This is a genomic window from Chitinophaga sp. Ak27 (assembly GCF_012726295.1).
Classification (GTDB): domain Bacteria; phylum Bacteroidota; class Bacteroidia; order Chitinophagales; family Chitinophagaceae; genus Chitinophaga.
The window spans coordinates 685,854-704,703 of sequence record NZ_JABAOB010000001.1; the positions used below are offsets into that span (position 1 = coordinate 685,854).

Annotated in this window: 12 protein-coding genes; 1 reads left to right on the forward strand and 11 read right to left on the reverse strand. The window is 48.3% G+C overall.

What is annotated here, in order from left to right:
* Positions 1-6: 6 nt before the first annotated feature.
* From HGH90_RS02680 to HGH90_RS02690, 3 genes are all read right to left on the reverse strand, one after another.
* Entirely contained in the window at positions 7-480 is a 474-nt protein-coding gene (locus HGH90_RS02680) for a hypothetical protein (protein WP_169190331.1), read from the reverse strand.
* Positions 481-648: 168 nt separating this feature from the next.
* On the reverse strand, positions 649-795 hold the full coding sequence (locus HGH90_RS02685; protein WP_168763464.1) for a hypothetical protein: 147 nt from the start codon (positions 793-795) through the stop codon (positions 649-651).
* Positions 796-1,134: 339 nt separating this feature from the next.
* On the reverse strand, positions 1,135-2,679 hold the full coding sequence (locus HGH90_RS02690) for a S8 family peptidase (RefSeq protein WP_211172573.1): 1,545 nt from the start codon (positions 2,677-2,679) through the stop codon (positions 1,135-1,137).
* Between the two features lie 605 nt (positions 2,680-3,284).
* Here HGH90_RS02690 and HGH90_RS02695 point away from each other — a divergent pair.
* Positions 3,285-3,662, forward strand: coding sequence for a hypothetical protein (locus tag HGH90_RS02695; protein WP_169190332.1), 378 nt, complete (start codon positions 3,285-3,287; stop codon positions 3,660-3,662).
* Positions 3,663-3,792: 130 nt separating this feature from the next.
* Here the strand turns inward: HGH90_RS02695 and HGH90_RS02700 are convergent, their stop codons facing one another.
* Genes HGH90_RS02700 through HGH90_RS02735 form a run of 8 tightly spaced genes read right to left on the reverse strand, consistent with a single transcriptional unit; the run spans position 3,793 to position 18,838 of the window.
* On the reverse strand, positions 3,793-5,967 hold the full coding sequence (locus HGH90_RS02700; RefSeq protein WP_168763466.1) for an IPT/TIG domain-containing protein: 2,175 nt from the start codon (positions 5,965-5,967) through the stop codon (positions 3,793-3,795).
* 21 nt (positions 5,968-5,988) lie between these two features.
* Positions 5,989-9,252, reverse strand: a complete 3,264-nt coding sequence (locus HGH90_RS02705; RefSeq protein ID WP_168763467.1) for a carboxypeptidase regulatory-like domain-containing protein — start codon at positions 9,250-9,252, stop codon at positions 5,989-5,991.
* 22 nt (positions 9,253-9,274) lie between these two features.
* On the reverse strand, positions 9,275-10,249 hold the full coding sequence (locus HGH90_RS02710; RefSeq protein ID WP_168763468.1) for a fasciclin domain-containing protein: 975 nt from the start codon (positions 10,247-10,249) through the stop codon (positions 9,275-9,277).
* Positions 10,250-10,276: 27 nt separating this feature from the next.
* The gene (locus tag HGH90_RS02715; protein WP_168763469.1) at positions 10,277-11,443 is read right to left on the reverse strand and encodes a fasciclin domain-containing protein; all 1,167 of its coding nucleotides are present in this window, start codon (positions 11,441-11,443) and stop codon (positions 10,277-10,279) included.
* A gap of 11 nt (positions 11,444-11,454) precedes the next feature.
* A complete protein-coding gene (locus HGH90_RS02720; RefSeq protein ID WP_169190333.1) occupies positions 11,455-12,477 on the reverse strand; it encodes a fasciclin domain-containing protein in 1,023 nt (340 codons plus the stop codon).
* 7 nt (positions 12,478-12,484) lie between these two features.
* Entirely contained in the window at positions 12,485-13,651 is a 1,167-nt protein-coding gene (locus HGH90_RS02725; protein WP_168763471.1) for a hypothetical protein, read from the reverse strand.
* Positions 13,652-13,659: 8 nt separating this feature from the next.
* On the reverse strand, positions 13,660-15,387 hold the full coding sequence (locus HGH90_RS02730) for a DUF4397 domain-containing protein (protein ID WP_169190334.1): 1,728 nt from the start codon (positions 15,385-15,387) through the stop codon (positions 13,660-13,662).
* A gap of 22 nt (positions 15,388-15,409) precedes the next feature.
* Entirely contained in the window at positions 15,410-18,838 is a 3,429-nt protein-coding gene (locus HGH90_RS02735) for a TonB-dependent receptor (protein WP_169190335.1), read from the reverse strand.
* Between the last annotated feature and the right edge of the window lie 12 nt (positions 18,839-18,850).

Below are 18,850 nucleotides of genomic sequence, written 5' to 3' on the forward strand. Positions count from 1 at the left end.
TTGTTATCATGACAAAGGGGCAATACTCCAGGAGCCAAAACCAGGTTGTTTGGCACCTTCCGGGTGACTTCCCATTACCTGCCATATCAATCCCTGTTGGTAGGCTGCAGGGGAGATAAAATGATTTTCATTGCCTTTGACGCCTTTACCATATTTGGCGATCCAGGCGTCAGGCAAGGGAAGCCAGGCGCCCCAGTACCATAGCTGGATAATATTGCGGGTAATAGGCCCATACAGCAAACTGGCCAGCAACTGCTGCCTGATTTCCCGTTCCTGTGCGGGGGCTTTGCCATGAGTATACTGCAGGATATCTGCCGCCACTGAGAGGAAATCGTTCATCCGGTCATCACCGATAATACGGCGTACGGCATGGTAATAGTCGGCAGCCATCCCCGTAGCGAGTAGCGCTACCCTGGAATAACCGGTGAGTGGTACTGAAATGGCAATAAAATTGTCCAGACCAGCTGTTGTCTTTTCCATAAAATGCAATTTAAATTTTAGTATATACAGGAGAGAAGACCGCTGTAACGCGGCCCCTTAAATAGGGTCATCGTATATGGGCTGCTAATTATTCATATACCTGTGGGCATAGCATACCCGCCGGCACTGTGCCGCCACATGACATCTTTCCGGAAAGCCTACGCATAGCTAGGCATCCGTGACTTCAAATTGTATAATAGTATACCGTGGTTGCTGAACACCGGTCATGCCGGGTATTGCGAGGTATTGGCCTGCAGAGCAGCCGTCATAGGAATAAAGAAGCAGGGAGACTTCCTTTTCGATGTGTGTAAACATTTTCTGGTCACGTATTTGAGGGATTCATCAGAATTTTTCATATCTGCCGGCTGCCTGTTCTTATTTCTCGTACTTGCTATTGGTTCTGTAATATTACGGGCAGCAGGGCCTGGATAGTAGTTCTTTATAAATGTAGAATAAATTTCTAAAAGAAAGAAATTGATTATTATAAATCATTTGGAATCCTTATTACCTTAGGCATAGCACATTAATAAAAAGGAGGTATCAAAAGTAATTTGACGGAGAAAAATTCCGTAAACGAAATTTCCTTTCACCAGGGTCCGAATAAAAATCGGATAAAATTACTTTCGATACCTCTCTTCTATGTAGCTGATTTTTCTACTGACCTACCGCTAAGCTGGCGTCCACATTCCCCCAACCAAACTGACTACTTTTATGCTGGCTCAAACTGGCTGCCCTGATCATACGTGCCACAATACTGTCTTTTGGATACGACGGATATTTGCTCCACACCAAAGCAGCAATACCTGCACAACTGGCGGTGGCTACAGAGGAACCTCCAACGGTAGAAGGATCATTGCCCGTCATAGCCGTAGAAAGCGCCAGGTGGCCATTGGAGGCCTTTTCCATTACCACGGTAAACGCTACCTTGCTTCCCACATGACAATTGCCGCAACGGTCCGTAAGGTTATCCTTCATACCGGTGACTGCATATACTTCCGGCTGATTTGCGGGAAAAATAACACCTATAAAACTTCCGAAAAAACTATTAGAAGTGCCCGCTGCACAGAAGATCAACTTCTGTTTGTTATAGGCATAACGAATAGCATCTATGATCACACTCACATCGATGATGGTGCCCAAACTCATGCTGATAATCTTTACATCCGGATCGTCACCAGCCAGGACATATGCATTAGTTACACCGGTTACAGTCTCGGGTGACAGGATCACCACATTTTCAGCAGCATGCACTGTTACCAGGTTACTATTATAGGCAATGCCTGCCGCGCTGCCACTGGTACCTCTGGGAGCCGCCAAAGCACCTGCCATGCTGGTGCCATGGCCGCAAAGATCATCAGGCGTACCTCCCGGGTAAGTTACCAGTTTCTGAATAGTTCTGCCCGAAGAAGATCCCTGGTTAAACAAACTGCCAAAATTCGGCTGATCGGCACTCACACCGGTGTCAATGATCATTACCTTTACGCCACTGCCGGTAGATTTTGTCCAGGCCTGCGGAATATTATGATAAGCATAATTCCAGGATTGCTTTGTCCCCGGTGTAATGTTTGTGTAGTCGGCGCCTGCCACCAGGCCTGGTTCAGCAGTATTACTGCCACATCCAAAATTCAGCAGCGTAGATTCCACTCCTGCCTTGCCGTCAGCAACCTTGCCCGCCATATAAGCCCCATAGCCAATAGGTTCGGCATATCGTACCAACTTAGCGTTCCTCAATGATTTTAAGGTAGCCATGCGGCTAACTTTTACATTGATACTCGGCAGCCTGGTATGGGATAACAACACTACTTCCCTTTCTGTCAAAGCAGGATTGTCCTTTCTTTCATTCTCCAGGATCAGGTTAATTACCTGCTGTTTTGCTTCCCTCCAGTTGGTGCTATTAAGATCAATAGCATGAATATTATGAGAGAGATCATTGAAATCTGCCGGTTGATAACCTACTGAGAGGATGCTATCTCCCTGTACCAGGGCGCTCCAGGCAATATCATTGCCTGCCATCTCCCATTTAAAGTATCCGCTATCAGCTAATTTTTCACGGATAAAGCGATTGATTTCAGATCTTGGTACTGCAGCCACAGGATTTTTCTCGTTTGAAATGGTACCTGTTTGAGCGTTTTCATTTTTTCGACAAGAGAACAAGGCAAGGCACATTACTCCGGTCATCAGCAAATTAGAAGTTTTCATCTGTAAGAATTGATTGATTAAAAAATAAATGGATAAAGATGTTGGGTATCGGGTTAATTCAATAGCTTACCATTAGCGGATATGCTGCAAACCTGGCTCCGCTAAAAATAATACTCTCTTTGCCAGACCATCAAATGGCCGGCAGTAAAAACCGCTTTTTATTTCGTATAGATATAAAAGTTATATGCCCCTGGAAGCATGTAAATATTTACATCAACGTAAACAAAAAGTGATGTTGTTATATAAATTGCTGGGGCTTGCTGTGCAGGTGGAATGCGGAGCAGAGCATTTGGCTATTAGTGCCTGCTATTAATTAATAAAGCAAGCAACAGGGCTTCAATAAATATAGGAATAATTCTTTAATATAAAAAAGCCTTGCTCATTAAAACCAGGCACGTTCCTGATAATTAATGCATGTGCTTTCACTACAGTCTGCTTGTGAAATAATAAGGCGCCCAAAATAGCCATGTAAGCCCGCACTATAGCGTAAAAAGGGCTTTTTCAAAGGATGAGTGTGATCAGGAAAATAGTTTCACAACCCGCTTCTGGTATGCTAATTGTATTTCTGGTACAGACTATTATTCTGTAACCATAAATTTTAATTTATGAAATCTATGCTTAAAATTGTTGGGATACTACTCTTAGCCGCCATCGCACTTGCATCATGCAGTAAAAATACTGACCCGGCAGATACAGATATTTTTGCAGGTACCTTCAGGGGAAAAGTCGGCTACATCGATAATGAAAAAAATATTAGTCAGGCGAACGGCAGCGTCTTCGTTACCAAGGTAGATACCCGTTATGATTTCCGTTTTTCTGATGGCATTCCAGACCTCACCGGTGTACAGTTTGAAAAAAAAGATGCTAATACCTTAACCAGCGTTGGATCTGATGGTACCGGACTAATCACTATCAATAAAGATAAACTGGTAATTGGATTTACCAGGAATGGCAGAACATGGACCGCTGACTGTAATCGCTAACTGCAACAGGTAGCTTCATCAGGATTTTGTTCAGTGAATTTTCACCGGTAATCAACCCTACAAAACAACAACTGGTCCGCAGATACCAGCATCTGCGGACCAGTTGTTGTTTTAGCGTTGTGTTGATTGACTATCTAAGGGTAACTTTCCTGATCTGTCCCAGGTTTTCTTCTACCAGGTAAATATTGCCGGCTTTATCTACTGCTAATGGTGAGCCGCTGGTAGGGCTCAGCAGCGCTTCCTTCAGCGTTCCGTTTTTATTACCGCTACGGAAAGGCTGATAACTTCCTTCTGCGCCGGTAATGGTGCCGATGGTGCCGTCGTTCGGATTAATGGTCCTGATGGAATAATTATAACTGTCTACGATATAGAGTAGGCCGGATACCGGGTCATACGTTGATGCGGCCGGTCCGTTTAACCTGCCTATCCCTTTCGGACCATCGATATAGTCGCTCTGGTAAAACGCGCCGGCGAATACGAGATTCTCTCCCGTAGCTATGTTCAGTCGCAGTTCTATAGCTCCATCTACGTTCGACATATATAGGTAACCGTTATACCAGCTAAACTGGGAAGCAATACCATTCCTGGCCACCTGCGCTATCTGCGCACCATTGGCGGTTATCTTGAAAACGCCGTTATAATCCGAGCCTGCATATAAATTACCAGTGGCATCGATGGCGAGGTATTTTGGCTGGAAGTCCAGTCCGGCATAGAAGGTGCTCACCTTACCAGCAGGCGTTATCTTGCGGATATTATTGTTAAATGCATCACTCACATATAGGTTGTCCTGTGCATCGATAGCCATACCAGAGATAGCAAAGAACCGTGCATTAATGCCTGTACCATCAGTATTCCCCCTGTCGTCGCCACCGGCAAACAGGCTGCCAGTGCCATCCGGGGTAATTTTACCAATATGCCCGTCGCCGGCCGTAAACACATTGCCCTTGCTGTCTACCACCACTCCTCTTACATTACCGGATGCCATAGCACCTTTATAGAAGAGACTGACACCGGCTCTGCGGAATAAGGGTCCAGTGGCAGACAAGCTGCCCGTACTTACGTTGAGCGAGCCGGTGGTGAAACCGGCAGGCATAGTTACCGTTAACGTAGTGTCAGTGGCAGCGGTGACGGTCACCTCCAGCCCGTTAATAGATACGCGGTTGTTGGTAGCTATTTTATCAAACCCGGTTCCTTTCATTATAATTACGGATCCATCCAAGCCATTGTCTGGCAGGAGTTGGGTGATACCCAGCGCCTGCACCGTATACTGCGGCCCATTGATAGCCTGGCCGTTGACCGCTATTCTCAATATACCGGTAGTAGCTGTAACCGGCACCGTCAACGTCAATTGCTGGCTGGTAGCGCTCATAATCGTCAGCGGTTTACCATTGAGTAAAACGGTGTCCTCATCGCTAAGGCTGCTGAAGTTATCGCCGGTAATCGTGATGATACTTCCTACGGGACCGCTCAACGGCGCTATGGTACGAATGGCAGGTGGCGGCACCGGCGTAAACACCGGGCCTGCAGTTTTCTGTCCATTAATGGTAACGGATACAGGTCCGGCTTTTGCCTGTGCCGGTACCAATACCTGCAGCACAGTTTCAGAAGCGTTTACCACTGTTGCAGGGAGGCCGTTGAATGCCACTACGTTGTTGGCTGCAGTGGTATTGAAGCCTGTTCCGTTGATGGTAACCAGCGTACCGGCGCCACCGGTAGCCGGTTTTATTTTGGCGATCGACTGGAAAGTAAATACCGGGCCGGTGGCATGGGTATTGTTGACCGTTACCTCCACTGCACCACTCCCCGCGCCTGCCGGCACAATGGCCGTCAACAAAGTATCATTTGAGTTCGATACAATAGCGGGGTGACCGTTAATCGATACTGCTGCCGGCCCTGCCAGGCTGCTGAAGCCCGCGCCGGAAATATAAATATTGGTGCCTTCCGGTCCATTCGCGGGCGACACCTGGTGAATGCTCAACGCCTGGTACGTATATACGGCGCCGGTCGCCGTGTGATTACCGGCAGTAATAGTCAACGGACCGGTACTTCCTTTTTCAGGCGCCTGTACAATTAACACCGTATCACTCACACTGACAACCGTAGCGCTGACGCCATTAAAAGACACCGTATTGCCGCCGATACCAGCACCAAAACCAGTACCCCGGATAGTGACGACTGTACCGGGATTTCCACTGCTGGGAAGGAATCCGCTGATCGACAATGGCAGCACCATTTCATCACGATTTTTTTTGCAGGCCGCCAGTAAGAACAACATAGCTGCTAGCACATATAAATATTGTTTCATTGCTTTTATTTGATGTAACACCTAAAATGAATATCTCATACCCAGCTGCAGCTGATAACGGGAACCGAAGAAGTCCGTAGCATAAGGCTTTCCAGGGTCCCCGAAAGTATATACCGGGTAATTCTCCCTGCTTTGCCTGCCCGGATATACCGGCGTCAACCCCACACTGGCGGTAGAGTTGAAAGTATTGGGAGAGAAATAGGCTCTTCCCCAATCTTTATTCAACAGGTTAGTCAGGTTCATAATATCCAGGGTAAAGGTGAGATAGCTGCTACGGGGATGCTCCGAAAAATGATACTCCTGTCCGAAATGGAAGTCAGCCTGTGTATTCCAGGGCGTACGTCCCATATTACGTTCGGTAAAGCTACCACGGCGACTCCGCAAATACGGGTTGCCGTCCACATACCGGTTAAAGGCATCTGCCTGTGCGGCAGCACTCACCTGGGTTCCGGCAGTATTGGTATAATCCTGGAAGAAATGAATGGCATCATCCGCCTGCGGTATATAAACCAGGCTTACCTGCTGTGGTAATCCCTGGATGCTGTTGTTCACGATACCGTAGGTAAACGGTGAACCAGATTGGGCACTGACGAATAGCGAAAAACTGCTGATCCATTTTGTACTCCATGCTTTACGATAATCAGCATGTACCACGATACGGTGACGGATGTCAAAGTTAGAATAGGCCAGGTCCGGATTATTTGGATTCAGGGCCTGGTTCAGCTGCCAGTTACTTTCCATGGAGTTGCGGATACCATTAGACACATCTTTAGAGGTACCGTAGGTATAAGATACCCCTGCATTCAGTCCATTGTTGAAGTTACGGCCCACACTGCCGGTAATACTGTAACGATAGCCTTTGTTGGTATTGCTCAACTCATAAGCATTGGCAAAACGCGGATCTATACCGCCGCTATATATCGGTTGCTGTATACCTGCATCATAGCCATAATAGCGGGGATCATCTTTGATATTTACCTGCCGGAACATCACATCCTTCAGGCTTTTGGTATACATGCCCTCCAACGTAAACTTATAGCCATTAAAGGTGGTATAGTCTACTGCCAGGCTGGTACGTAATACCTTAGGCATTACAAAGTTGTTGTCTACCACATCCACTTGTGTTTTACCTGAATTTTTATTATTGAGAACAGCCCCGTTCTGGCCAATAAAATCTGCGATTCCATTCTTGCCTGTTTTCAGCGGGTCGGTACCTTTTACGAAAGCTTGCTGGTCTGCTTTCTGGTCAAATGAACCATAGGTATCGCCGTTGTTATAGTAGGCATATGCCAGCCACGCCAACGGGATACGGCCGGTAAACATACCAATACCACCCCGCAGGATCAGGCTTTGATCACCCAGCCAGTCGTAACGGAATCCCAGTCTCGGTGAAATCTGTATTTTATTGAAGTAGTTGTTGCGGATAGCATTCAACGGCGTATAGTAGTACGTGTTACCCAGGAAGGCATCCTGTATAGCCGTTTGTGTTTTCTCGCTCAGGATAGGCTTTGTCGGCAACAACGTATAATCCGCCCGTATACCCGGCGTAATCTTCAGCTTATCTGTCAGCTGAACTTCATCCTGGGCATAAGCGCTCAGCATCCCCAGGTTAAAGGACTCGGGGTGTGACAGGATGTAATCCCGGCTATTGTTGGTATAGTTGTAGTTACCTCTTGCTCTCCACGGATTATTGTTGAGATAATCATCTATGCCCAGGTAGTCTACACGGCCATTCCAGCTGTTTACAAAGCCATAGTTGATATGGTAAATTTCGTTGTGTGTACCGAAGAGGAAAGTATGTTTGCCTTTATACAAGGTGAGGTTGTCTGTAATTTCCCAGGTACGTTGCTGCATGTTAAAGATGGCGGCTTCGCGGTCGGTGCCGAGGTAAATGGTAGTACCAGGCGTACGCCCCATGATCTGCACCTGCGGCAGGTTAGGGTCGGACTGCGGATCACGTCGGTCATTGACTACCGTATAACCCACCAGTAAACTATTGGCCAGCTGCTGACTGAAACGTGATTTCAATTCTGCTACGGTAGAAGTCTGGTTATTGGTTTGCTTATATGCCATGCTGGTAAATCTAAAATCCGCCTGGTCCCGGTCCATAATCATGGCATCCGACAAGATGGTATTATTGCGTAACGACAACTGGTGGATGGCGTTAATGTTCCAGTCCAGGCGGTTGAAGAACTTCTGCGAATGGGTGCTGGCATTGTAGCTTCCGCCGGTACCGGGATCAAATGCTTTACCGTAGCGTTGCAGGGTGGCATTGCGGATATCCTGTTCATCCTTTACACTCAGGATCTGGGCGGTTTCTGCCTGTCCCACCAGCAGTTGCGCCGGATCGCGGCGGCCGGTTACCTCTTCATTGGTGAAGAAGAACAGCTTATCCTTTACAATGGGGAAACCCAGTCTTACGCCGGACTGATAGTCATAAAAATCGCTGTTCATTTTGCCGAGCGTACCTACTTTATCCTTGCCGGTAAGAGCGGCATTCCGACCATAGGCGTACACAGAGCCGGTGAACTGGTTAGTACCGCTACGGGTTACCGCGTTGATACTGCCGCCGGTAAAATTGCCAATTTTTACATCGAAGGGCGCCAGGTATACCTGCATGTCTTCAATGGCATCCATAGATACCGGGTTACTATGCGTGCTGGAGCCGGGCATACCGGAAGTACCGGTAATACCGCCGGTAGAGGGACTAAAGCCGATAGCATCGTTATTAATCGCTCCATCCAGGGTAACGTTGTTATACCGGAAGTTGGTTCCACCAAAAGAGTTGTCTTTAGATGCCTGTGGCACCAGGCGTGTCATGTCGGTAATGCTGCGGTTTACCGTAGGCATATTGTGTAACTGGGTGCTGCCTATGTTCTGGCCGGCGCCATAAGTGTTGGCTTTGGCGGTCTTGCTGCCTTTCACTACCACTTCCGACAATTGCTGCTTACTGTCTTCCAGCACAATGGACAACTGCAGAGGTTCTCCCAGGCGGATCATAATGCCTTCACGGCTTTGCGTACCCATTCCCATCATAGATGCCAGTACAGTATACGGACCTCCTACCCGCATGCCTGCCAGGTGATAGCGGCCGTCGTTACCGGCAACCGTGCCGTAACGGGTGCCTGTGGGCGTATGTATGGCCTGCACCGTAACTCCTGGTACCGGCAGCCCTTTCCCGTCAACGATACGCCCATCCAGGCGACCGCTGGTTTCCTGTGCCTGCACGCGTATGCATAACAACATGCATATGATGCAGCAAAGTATATATAGCTTCTTCATCATTGATTCATTTTAATTGAAAGCATCAGAAATTTTCCATCAATACCTGGTCGATGATATGTAACACGCCATTATTGGTGAGTACATTGGATTTCAGCAATTGTGCCGGCTGGCGGTTGCCTGCTCCCTGAACGGTAATGGTATAATCGCTGCCGTTGTTTTGTATATTCACCGTAGTCGTGCTGTTGTTCAGCATGTTCTGTAAACTTTGATTGGAATCATCTGTTGTGAGTACGTAATCGTATACAAAACGACGGCTGCCTAACATATGAAACTGCAGCAAGTTGCGCAGAACATCGGGACTGGTTTGTATGATGCTGTCGGTAGTAGGAAAACCGGCGGCTATAAATGCATTGTTGTTGGGAGCAAATACCGTCAGCGGGCCATCTCCCTTCAACAGGTCTTTCATCCCCGCCCTTTGTAAAGCCGCATTGAAATAGGTTAGCGAAGGTTCTGCGGCAACAGCAGCACTCAGTTTATCCTGGTTTAGTGGATTCAGTACGGCGCTGATCACCTGCACCAGGCCATTGCTGGCAGGGAGGTTTTGCGCCGTTACCGGGGTGCCGTTGATGGTAATCACGGTGTCCTGGTTATGTACCCAATGGGTAACAAACAACTGCGCGCCGGAAGAGGTGCTCACTGGCTGGTTAAACCTGAAAGGCAGCTTATTCAGTTGCCACAGTCCTTTCAGGATATGGTACTGTACCATGTTCACCAATACAGCGCCGCTTTCTTTGGCTACATCCTGTTCCGTGTTATAACCACTTTTCTGGAAGGCGTTATTATCCGGGATCAACACGGTATAAGGCCCTTTATCCAGCAACAGGGTATTGAAATTGGTGGCAGTGAGTGCCGTATTAAAAAAGGAGAAGTTGAACTTATTATCCTCAATTACGTACAGGAGCTTATTATTATCCTGGCTATCTGCCGGTTTATTGTCGTCTTTCTTACAAGAAAACAATAAAAGCGCCGATGCAAAAATTAAAATATGTTGTTTCATTTTACTAAATGCTTTTAGGTATGCGCCTTATGGCATGAACAATCCATCATCCACTACATGAATAACGCCGTTGAGCAACAAGAGGTCGGTAGTTATCAGCTTACGCGCAGGCAGCGGCGATTTTACCTGGTTCACCAGGATACTGCCGTTGCTGCCGGCAAAGGTGAGCCGGATAAACTGTGGCGGCTCGTGGTAAGTGGCGCCTGGCCTTATTTGAAAACCCGACAGCAATGGGTTGTCGGTAAGGTCATTGGAAAACAGCATCATCGGGTAGTCTGCCCGCATGGCGCTATTAAAGTCCAGATGGTTGGCCGACAATAGCGAATCGAGCGAAGTGGTAGGGCTCACATAAAAGGCATTTTCGTCGTAATGCGCACCATCTAACGGATATAACAGGGCCCTCTGTCTAAGATCATCGACCGTTTTAAATCCACTCTGTTGAAAGGCCCTGTTAGTTGGTGCAAACAGTGTAACCGGTTTATTATCGGAGGTGATCTGCAATAACCTCATCATCATCGGATTCGCCCAATTCTGCTGGTAAATACTATCACTGATACGAAACGCTTCCATCAGGAAGCTGAACTCCGGATGGGTGGTCAGGTAACCATACAGGTCCTGCTCCGGTTTGGTCAACACTTCATCCAGTACATAGATGGTTCCATTAGTGGCCTCCAGGGCTTTCAGTGGATGTGGTTTCCCGTTTACCATCAGCTTCCCGTTATGTAGTCCCAGGTATTGATAATAGATATAGGGATTGTTGGAATAGAAGCCCGGAAAATCGACGCGCGTGAGCAACGTATGCATATTGTTGCTGCCGCTCAACCGCTGCAGCTGGTCGCCCGATAACCAGCTGTCCAGCACATGGTAGAACAACAGGGTGTCCAGGTCTGCTACCGCCATGGTATTTACTTTATCGATGGTAATATCTGCCTTCGCAAATGCGTCGTCGGAAGGCGCCAACAGCGTATATGCCTGTAGGTTGTCATCGGCGATTACGGAATCCATATTCACTTTCTTCCAGATCGCTTTGTAAATGGTAAGATTGGAACTATCCAGCAGCTGCCTGATCTTCATGGAAGGACCGGTGTAGTCAATAGGCTTACCTATGGGCGTTACCTGTGCATCTTTCAACTGGCAGGCAGCCAGGAATAACAGCACTAACGTAAACGTATATATGAAATGATTTTTATTCATCAGTCCTCTTTTTACTTGATTAAAAGTGAATCAGGATATAGCAGGATATTATTCATGCGGTTAATGACCCCGTTGCTCACCATAATATCCTGTCCCTTTGCGCCTCCATCAACGGTGATATTACCCGGGCTGTGTGCTCCCCACCTGCCGCCAGGAGCCCAAATAGCAAAGCTGCCACGAGGATTCATGAAATAACCACTTCCCATATCCAGCTTTTCAGAGTATGCGCCTATCACATCATAATCTTTCATTAGAATATGGTGCGGTTGCAGGCCTAGCGTATAAATATTAAAAGCGAGCGGATTATAGCGGCTCACATCCAGTTTGTTGATGCTGTCGGTCGTGAGATCATACCCCAGGAAAACGCTGTTCGATGGAGCATAAATGGTAAAAGGTCCGTCGGTTTTCAGGGTTTCCCACTGGTTTGTTTTTTTCAAAAGCGTTACAAAAACAGACAGGCTGGTATCGGCCGACAGGAAGTCGGTAATCCGCTGTGGCACATACTTTGGTACGGCCTGGATAATATGTACTACCCCGTTTTTCATGGCCAGGTTTCGCTTAGGCGCATCATATACCATACCACCATTGAAAGCGGCCGGATAGGCGTCGGCGTTGTTACCGATCACCCCTACCGATACATAGCTGTTCATATTGCCCAGGGTGGCGTAGCGATTGTCGAGCTGCGTGGGAATAGCGGCTATGTATAAACGGTCTTTGATCACCAGGTTCTTTAAACTGGTGCGCAGACTGTCGGCATTCATGCCATTGAAATCCTCCGGCTTGTTGATCCCCAGAGCTTTAAACGCTTGGTTATCGGGCGCCCATACGGTAAAAGGACCGTCTGTATTTAAGCTATCCAGGAATCCTGTTTTTTGCAGGGCAGCCGACAGGATGCTCAGGTCATAGTTATTATGTATGAAATCACCCACCATACGTACATCAGCAGTATGATCGTCGGAAGTAATGTCTAATTTTTTACATGCCGCTACCAGCAATGTCAACAGGAAAATATAGAAAGGAAAATATCTTTTCATAATACATTTATTTATAGATGGGCGGATCATAGCGGCGTTGCAGCGTCGTGATATACATATTGCCGTTCACGTATTCTACCGTATTAATCGTAGCAAATGAGCGGGGATTGTATATACCCGAATACACAGAAATTACCATCCCAGTACGGACATCCCCTCCCAGCACAAACACCGCTGGCGGCGCTACAGGCCCCAATGAAAAAGAGGTATAACTACCTTTACTGTTGGAGTTCAGGTAATCCTGCTCGGGCGGCAAACCTGGCTTCAGGATATTGAACAGCTGCCCGGCGAGGCCGGCATAAATATGGCTGGCGCCCGCATCCGGGAACAGCGGGAAATTGGTAAATGGCTGCGCCACCGGCTCCTGCGACCTGGTGATCTTCGTTGCATATACATTCTTATATCCGTTCACAGGCGTATTACCTTCCTTGTACAGGGAATAAAACACATTCATGGTATCCCCTATACAGGTATTGTCGTTATTAGAGAGATCGAACACGTAGGTTTTCGCAAATCCTTCCGCACTGAGGTTATAGAAATTGGTATATACCAATGAATCCGATAAAGGTATTTTCGTAAACTGTTCCTTTCGGAGATATACCCCTGTTTCACGCGTGTACACAGATTTTTCCAGGATGTTCATGGTATAAATTTCTCCCTGTTCCAGGTTCACTGTTGTATCTATCAATACCTTTTTCCTGGCGCTGACGGGTAGGGTATAAAACGGGTCGCTGCTGCGCGGCCGTGTCATGAACAGGAAGCGGTGCTTACCACTTTTCACCATGCCGTAGCCGGAGAGATCGTATCCGTTTACAATGGGACCTACCGGTATTTTGGCGGTTCCGGGAAACTCCTTTTGCCATAATGTAGTATTGCCGGCATCCGGGTAAGGTCTGGCCAAAGGCCCGCGGGTAGCCATGAAATCGAAAGTAACGTCGGCGCCGATTGGCACACCGGCGGCATCCAGTTGCGGGTCTATCAGCATGGTTATAAAAGGTTGCGGCGCATCCTTATTGCCGACAGACACATTGTAGGTAAGACAGTTAAATACCCGCAGATAAGCGGGGGAGCTTACCTCGGGGAAATCCGTCTTGCGGCATCCCATCACCAATATGCTCACTACGGCTATATATCTCCAGATAATATTCCTGCTATTGCTATATATACGTTTCATAATAATCGTTATTGATTGTGCTTGATGATGATCATTTGCGCCCGCACTTCCCCGGGATTCTTTGGATACAGGGTACCGGTTAACGCCACCGTATACACGCCGGTTTCATACGCCGGCAAACCATTCTTATACAATTCAGGACGGGCTATGAAATCAGTGCCATTCAGCTGTGGTATGTCCGTAATCCAATCGCCGGGTAATACACCAGGTGTCGATGCATATACGCCGATTTTATTAATGCCCGTCAACGGCGAAAAAAGTATATAAGGCTGATCAGTCAACACCTGCCCCCTGCTAAGGTGCTGGCTGGCGGTGCCACTGAAGGTAAGATAGCCGGAAAGCAATGCGCCGTTAGCACCTGTGAATGTCACCTCCGGCACGTCTGTCGACAAGTTCAGGAAACGTACTTTAAAGGGCATCGACACGCTGTACTGGTCATTGCTGCCATCATCTCCTTTACTGCTTCCGGGGAGATAAAAACTGCCGCTCAGGTTATTGGCTACGATCTTCAACGACGGTTGTCCCTTACTGTCGGGATATACCCAGGCAGTGTAGTTGTCGCTGCCACTGATGGTTAGCGGTTGCTCCGCCAACTTTTTTCCACTGGCGTCATTCAATGTTACTGAATGCGTGCCTGTAATGAGGATTTTATAGGCAGAAGACTTACTATAAGCCAGTCCTCCTTCCGCTAACGGCAGGCCGTCAACATTCACGGTCACCGGCTGTCCCGGCAAAGCATTGGCTGCCTGCAGGTGGCCATAGGTAATATTCATCGCTTCTTTGTTGTCTGCAATAATCCGGAAGCTGTTGAACGTTACCGAAGCGGCATAACTGCTGCCGGGGTCTTTAAAGCTGAATCCAGCATTAGCACATACCATGATGGTATACACTCCTCCGGGCTGGTAGGCACGTGTAGGCGCATACGTTAGCCGGGTATCTATCATTGGATTTTCTCCCGTGGTCATCGTAGCGGTAGTTTTATTGACTATGCTCAACAGCTCATCACTATTCATCTTTACAGCGGGCAATAACTTCCCGTCATCCGTCATCACTTTAAACTGGTAGGTGCCGTAGGGCAGCTCTATGTAGTCGGAGTATTTACCAGGCGCTATACTGGTGGTAGCGGCACTCACCCTGGTGCCATCTGCCAGTATCAACGTCATGTTACCTTCCAGCGATGCTACGTCAGGCGCAGAGCTCAGGTTCAGCAAACGTATCTTAAAGCGATCCGGCGCCGCTGGCGGTGAAATAGAGCGTGGAATGGCAAAGAGGGAATCATCTCCCAATGCGCCGGCATCGCCATGCGCGCCATACAACACATTGTAAAAGTCAGTTGGATTATTCACGTCTTCATGGATATCGAAATCCTTTGGATACTGCAGTTGCTTATCGCCAAAAATCATGCTTCCGATACGGATATGCGCATTACCGCCGGCATTAATAAAACGCTGCGGAATGGCATAGGACGCGCCCAGGCGACCGTTTTGGAAATATATTGTAGGCCTTGATTCCAGGTAGTAGCCTTCTATGTTAGGCTGCATGAAACTGGTAAGCGGCGTATCATTGATGATCAATTCAGTAGCAGTCCTGCCCATGTTCATCAGCCGCACGGTAGATGCCGTCAATGGCGGCAACTGCGGCTGTTCCTGGAACAGGTAGTCCGATTTACTTTTCTTACAGGCCCATAGCCCTGAAAGCAGTAGTATAGCCAGAAAATATTTTACAGCTTGCATCATTTTCATTTTACAGTCAATCCCTTTAGAAAATATTATAGTTCAGGCCCAGCATAAACTCCGTGCCCCGGTAATAACTGCGGCGGATATATGTATTTCCATAGTACTTACCTCCTGTGCCGGGGTTGGCATATACTTCCCGCCAGGCCGGGTTCAGGATATTTTTAGCGTATCCTTTCAGCTGTAACCGCCGGGTGAGATACTGGCTGAAAACAAAGTCCAGCACCGGCGCTGGCCTGCTATACAGATCCGGCTCCCCGGTCAGGTTAATTTGTATGAGCCGCTCTCCTACTTCATTGAAAGTAACGGTGAGGTCGGTGCGGGTACGCGGGTTATTATAGTTCAGGTAAGCATTGATGGAATAGGGCGCCTGTTCAAACAAAGGGCTGTTGGAAGGCGCCTTGCGGTCTACAATGCGCGAATCGTTTAACCGTTCAGGTGATTTTTTAATCTCACTTTGTGCGAGCAACAGGTTGGAGCCGAGATAAAAGTTTTTCAGCGGATACCACCAGCGGCCCAGGTTTTTCACGACCTCCAGTTCCACGCCATACACTTGTCCCCTGTTGGGATCATTCTCAAAACGAATGGCCGGAAATTCAGGAAAGCGTGCATCGAGGCCGGCTGAATTCTGTGAATATACTTTGGTTAGCTGGTGATCAATTTGTTTGTAGAAAGCAGATGCCGCGATCACTTCTCCAGAATTCGGGAACCATTCCCAACGGAAATCATAGTTGGTGGTTTGCTGGTTTACCAGCTTCGGGTTACCTACCACCAGTGCAAACTGGAAGGGATCAAATTCAAACACGTTGGTAATTTCCCGCAGCTCCGGCCGTGCCAGCGTAGTGCTGTAGCCCAATCGGAAGTTCATGTTCTCCTGCAGGGTATAGGTAAGGTTCAGTGAGTAATAGGGCTTATAATCTGTTTTATACATTGAGTTAGGCTGTGTAAATACCAGCTTCACCGTTTGCCCGTCTTTGTTAGGTGTAGTCAGTGAAGGATCGAGGAAAACGCCGGCGGTATCTACCGCTGCCCGGATGTCGGTCATTTCGAAACGCACCCCGCCAGTCACCCGGAGATTTTGCAACAAGTGCAGGTCGAGCATACCATAAAATGCCCGGGTTTCAAAAGAACCTTTGTAGTTGTTGGGCGATTTCTGTGCGTTATATAAAAATCCTCCTACGGCTGGTTGTCCCTCGCCGACGGCGCCGGTGGGCACCTTCACGCCAATCTGGTCGTATCCTACGAGCCTGTCGAGGTTTCCGTGCACGTTATACAACGCCTGGTTGCCGGTAGAGGAAAAATTGGAACCAGGCAGGGACAATACGTTTTCGTTGAACGTGCGATCGCGATGCAGGTAGTTGACGCCGCCTTTGAATTCCTGTTTTTGTCTAAACAGGCGGAAAGGCCAGGCCAGGTCGGCTTTATAGTTATAGTTAGTTTCTTTTAGCTGACGATACCGGCGGCCGTTAGGGTCGGCCTGAATAATACCATACGGGCCATATCCATTTACATAACCGGATACCAGGGAGTAGTACACCGGCGTACCGGTGCTGCCGGTGCTACCAGGCAGGCTGCCATTTACCGGAATAGAGCCACCGCCAAGAGGATGATACACCGCCAGGTTCACGAAGCGATAATCCGGATCTTCCTGGCCGGAAGTAGAACTGGCCATGTTGTAGCTCAACTTCGGCGCATATTCTCCCGTGGCCAGTTTATGCTCGCCCTGTAAGTTGAACGTATTCAGCGTGCGGTAACTGCGTTTGAGTGAATACACGGTATTGGAAACGGCGCCGGATAAACCGGTGTACTCATAGGCTCCATAAAGGTTAGTGGCCTGTACTTCCGCGCCGCGGCTCCCCATGTACTGTACACTGATTTCATTACGTGGGTTAAAGCGGTAAGTCAATCCGCCCAGGAACCCGTAGTTAAGGGTAGATGTTCCGGTGTTTTCTTTATACGAAATATATTTTCCCAGGTTAATGTTATTGGGCGTGATATAGTTAGGAATAATGCGGGTGCTGTTTACCTGGTTGTTACCGGTTAACACCCCCTGGTAAATGCTCCATTGCGTAAGGTCGCCGCCATGTATATCGGTAGACCGCTGGTAGTAGTTCACACCGGCTATCACGCCCAGCTTATGCCGCTTGAATACCTGGAAGCTGTTGCCATAGGTGATACCATAAATCTGGTTCAACTTTGCATTGGCATAATGCGTGGTCAGTACGGGGTCGAAGCCGTGCATGATACCATTGATCCGGTTCACCTCTTGTTTAATAGCCGGGTCGTTGCCACTATTGGCGATCATGGATTGCACCTGTGCAAAGCCGCCTGGATATTGCTTTCCGAGCGCGGTAAAGTCGGATGATAAGCCCGCCTGTTTTACCTTTTGCCCGAAGAAGCCCGGATCGCTGTTATAGAAACTGTTGACCTGCCCACCCATGCCGATGTTGGAATTGAATCCGGATTGCGCGGTAATATTGAGTGTAGCCGAATCGGGGACCGATTTCGTTTTCAGCTCTATGATACCAGCTGCGGCGTCGGCAGGTTTATCAGGCGTATAGGTTTTATAGATGGTAATATTTTCCAGCAGGGCTGCCGGTACCAGGTCCAGCGGGATGGCGCTGCGATCGGGGTCTGAGGAGGCCAGGCGTACGCCATTGAGCTGTCCGATTACGCTGCGGTCGCCCAGTCCACGTACCGCCACGTACTTATCATCGGTGATGGTAACACCGGATACCCGTTGCAGGGCCTGTGTAGTGGTGATGCTGGCTGTTTTTTCGATATTGGCAGCGGAAATGGCATCCTGCACGATGGCCGATGCCTTTCTTTCCGCCAGTACCGCCGCTTCTGTATTGGCTTTACGACGGGCCTGCACCTGCACTTCGTTTAGTTGTGTACGGGAAGGTTTGAGGGCAATCTGCAAAGTGGTGGCGCCACCCGCTACCTTGATTTCCTGTGGTTGGTAACCTATATAGGTCACTACCAATACGGCGCCCTCGTCGGGAATGGTAATGCTGAAATGTCCGTTGGCATCTGTGATGGCGCCGGCGCTTTGTCCTTTGATGCGTATGCCTACGCCCGGCAGCGGGGTACCATTGTTTTTGTCGGTAACGGTACCTTTTACCGGCGGAAGAAGCGGCATTACCGTAATACGGTTGTCGGCATACACCTGCGCCACCATATTGGCCGGCATCAGCAATCCTGCCAGGATATCCAGCAGTGGTGCATTATTGGCCCTAAAGCTGGCATGTTTTATTTTGTCTACCTTTTCATCGTTGAAATAAATCCGTACGCCAGACCGGGCAGATATTTCTTCCAGCGCAGTCCGCAGAGGCAGGTCGTGGATATCGACAGACATACGTATCCGCTCCACAGACTGACCTTTGGTAGTTACGCTGGCCATCAGGTTCGTAGCCGTAACAACAAGCACTATTACGTAAAAGGAGATACGCATAACCCATTTTAA

Excerpts from the sequence above, each read along its gene's own strand:
- HGH90_RS02680 (WP_169190331.1), bottom strand. The coding sequence starts at position 480 with ATGGAAAAGACAACAGCTGGTCTGGACAATTTTATTGCCATTTCAGTA.
- HGH90_RS02685 (WP_168763464.1), bottom strand. The coding sequence starts at position 795 with ATGTTTACACACATCGAAAAGGAAGTCTCCCTGCTTCTTTATTCCTAT.
- HGH90_RS02690 (WP_211172573.1), bottom strand. The coding sequence starts at position 2,679 with ATGAAAACTTCTAATTTGCTGATGACCGGAGTAATGTGCCTTGCCTTG.
- HGH90_RS02695 (WP_169190332.1), top strand. The coding sequence starts at position 3,285 with ATGAAATCTATGCTTAAAATTGTTGGGATACTACTCTTAGCCGCCATC.
- HGH90_RS02700 (WP_168763466.1), bottom strand. The coding sequence starts at position 5,967 with ATGAAACAATATTTATATGTGCTAGCAGCTATGTTGTTCTTACTGGCG.
- HGH90_RS02705 (WP_168763467.1), bottom strand. The coding sequence starts at position 9,252 with ATGATGAAGAAGCTATATATACTTTGCTGCATCATATGCATGTTGTTA.
- HGH90_RS02710 (WP_168763468.1), bottom strand. The coding sequence starts at position 10,249 with ATGAAACAACATATTTTAATTTTTGCATCGGCGCTTTTATTGTTTTCT.
- HGH90_RS02715 (WP_168763469.1), bottom strand. The coding sequence starts at position 11,443 with ATGAATAAAAATCATTTCATATATACGTTTACGTTAGTGCTGTTATTC.
- HGH90_RS02720 (WP_169190333.1), bottom strand. The coding sequence starts at position 12,477 with ATGAAAAGATATTTTCCTTTCTATATTTTCCTGTTGACATTGCTGGTA.
- HGH90_RS02725 (WP_168763471.1), bottom strand. The coding sequence starts at position 13,651 with ATGAAACGTATATATAGCAATAGCAGGAATATTATCTGGAGATATATA.
- HGH90_RS02730 (WP_169190334.1), bottom strand. The coding sequence starts at position 15,387 with ATGATGCAAGCTGTAAAATATTTTCTGGCTATACTACTGCTTTCAGGG.
- HGH90_RS02735 (WP_169190335.1), bottom strand. The coding sequence starts at position 18,838 with ATGCGTATCTCCTTTTACGTAATAGTGCTTGTTGTTACGGCTACGAAC.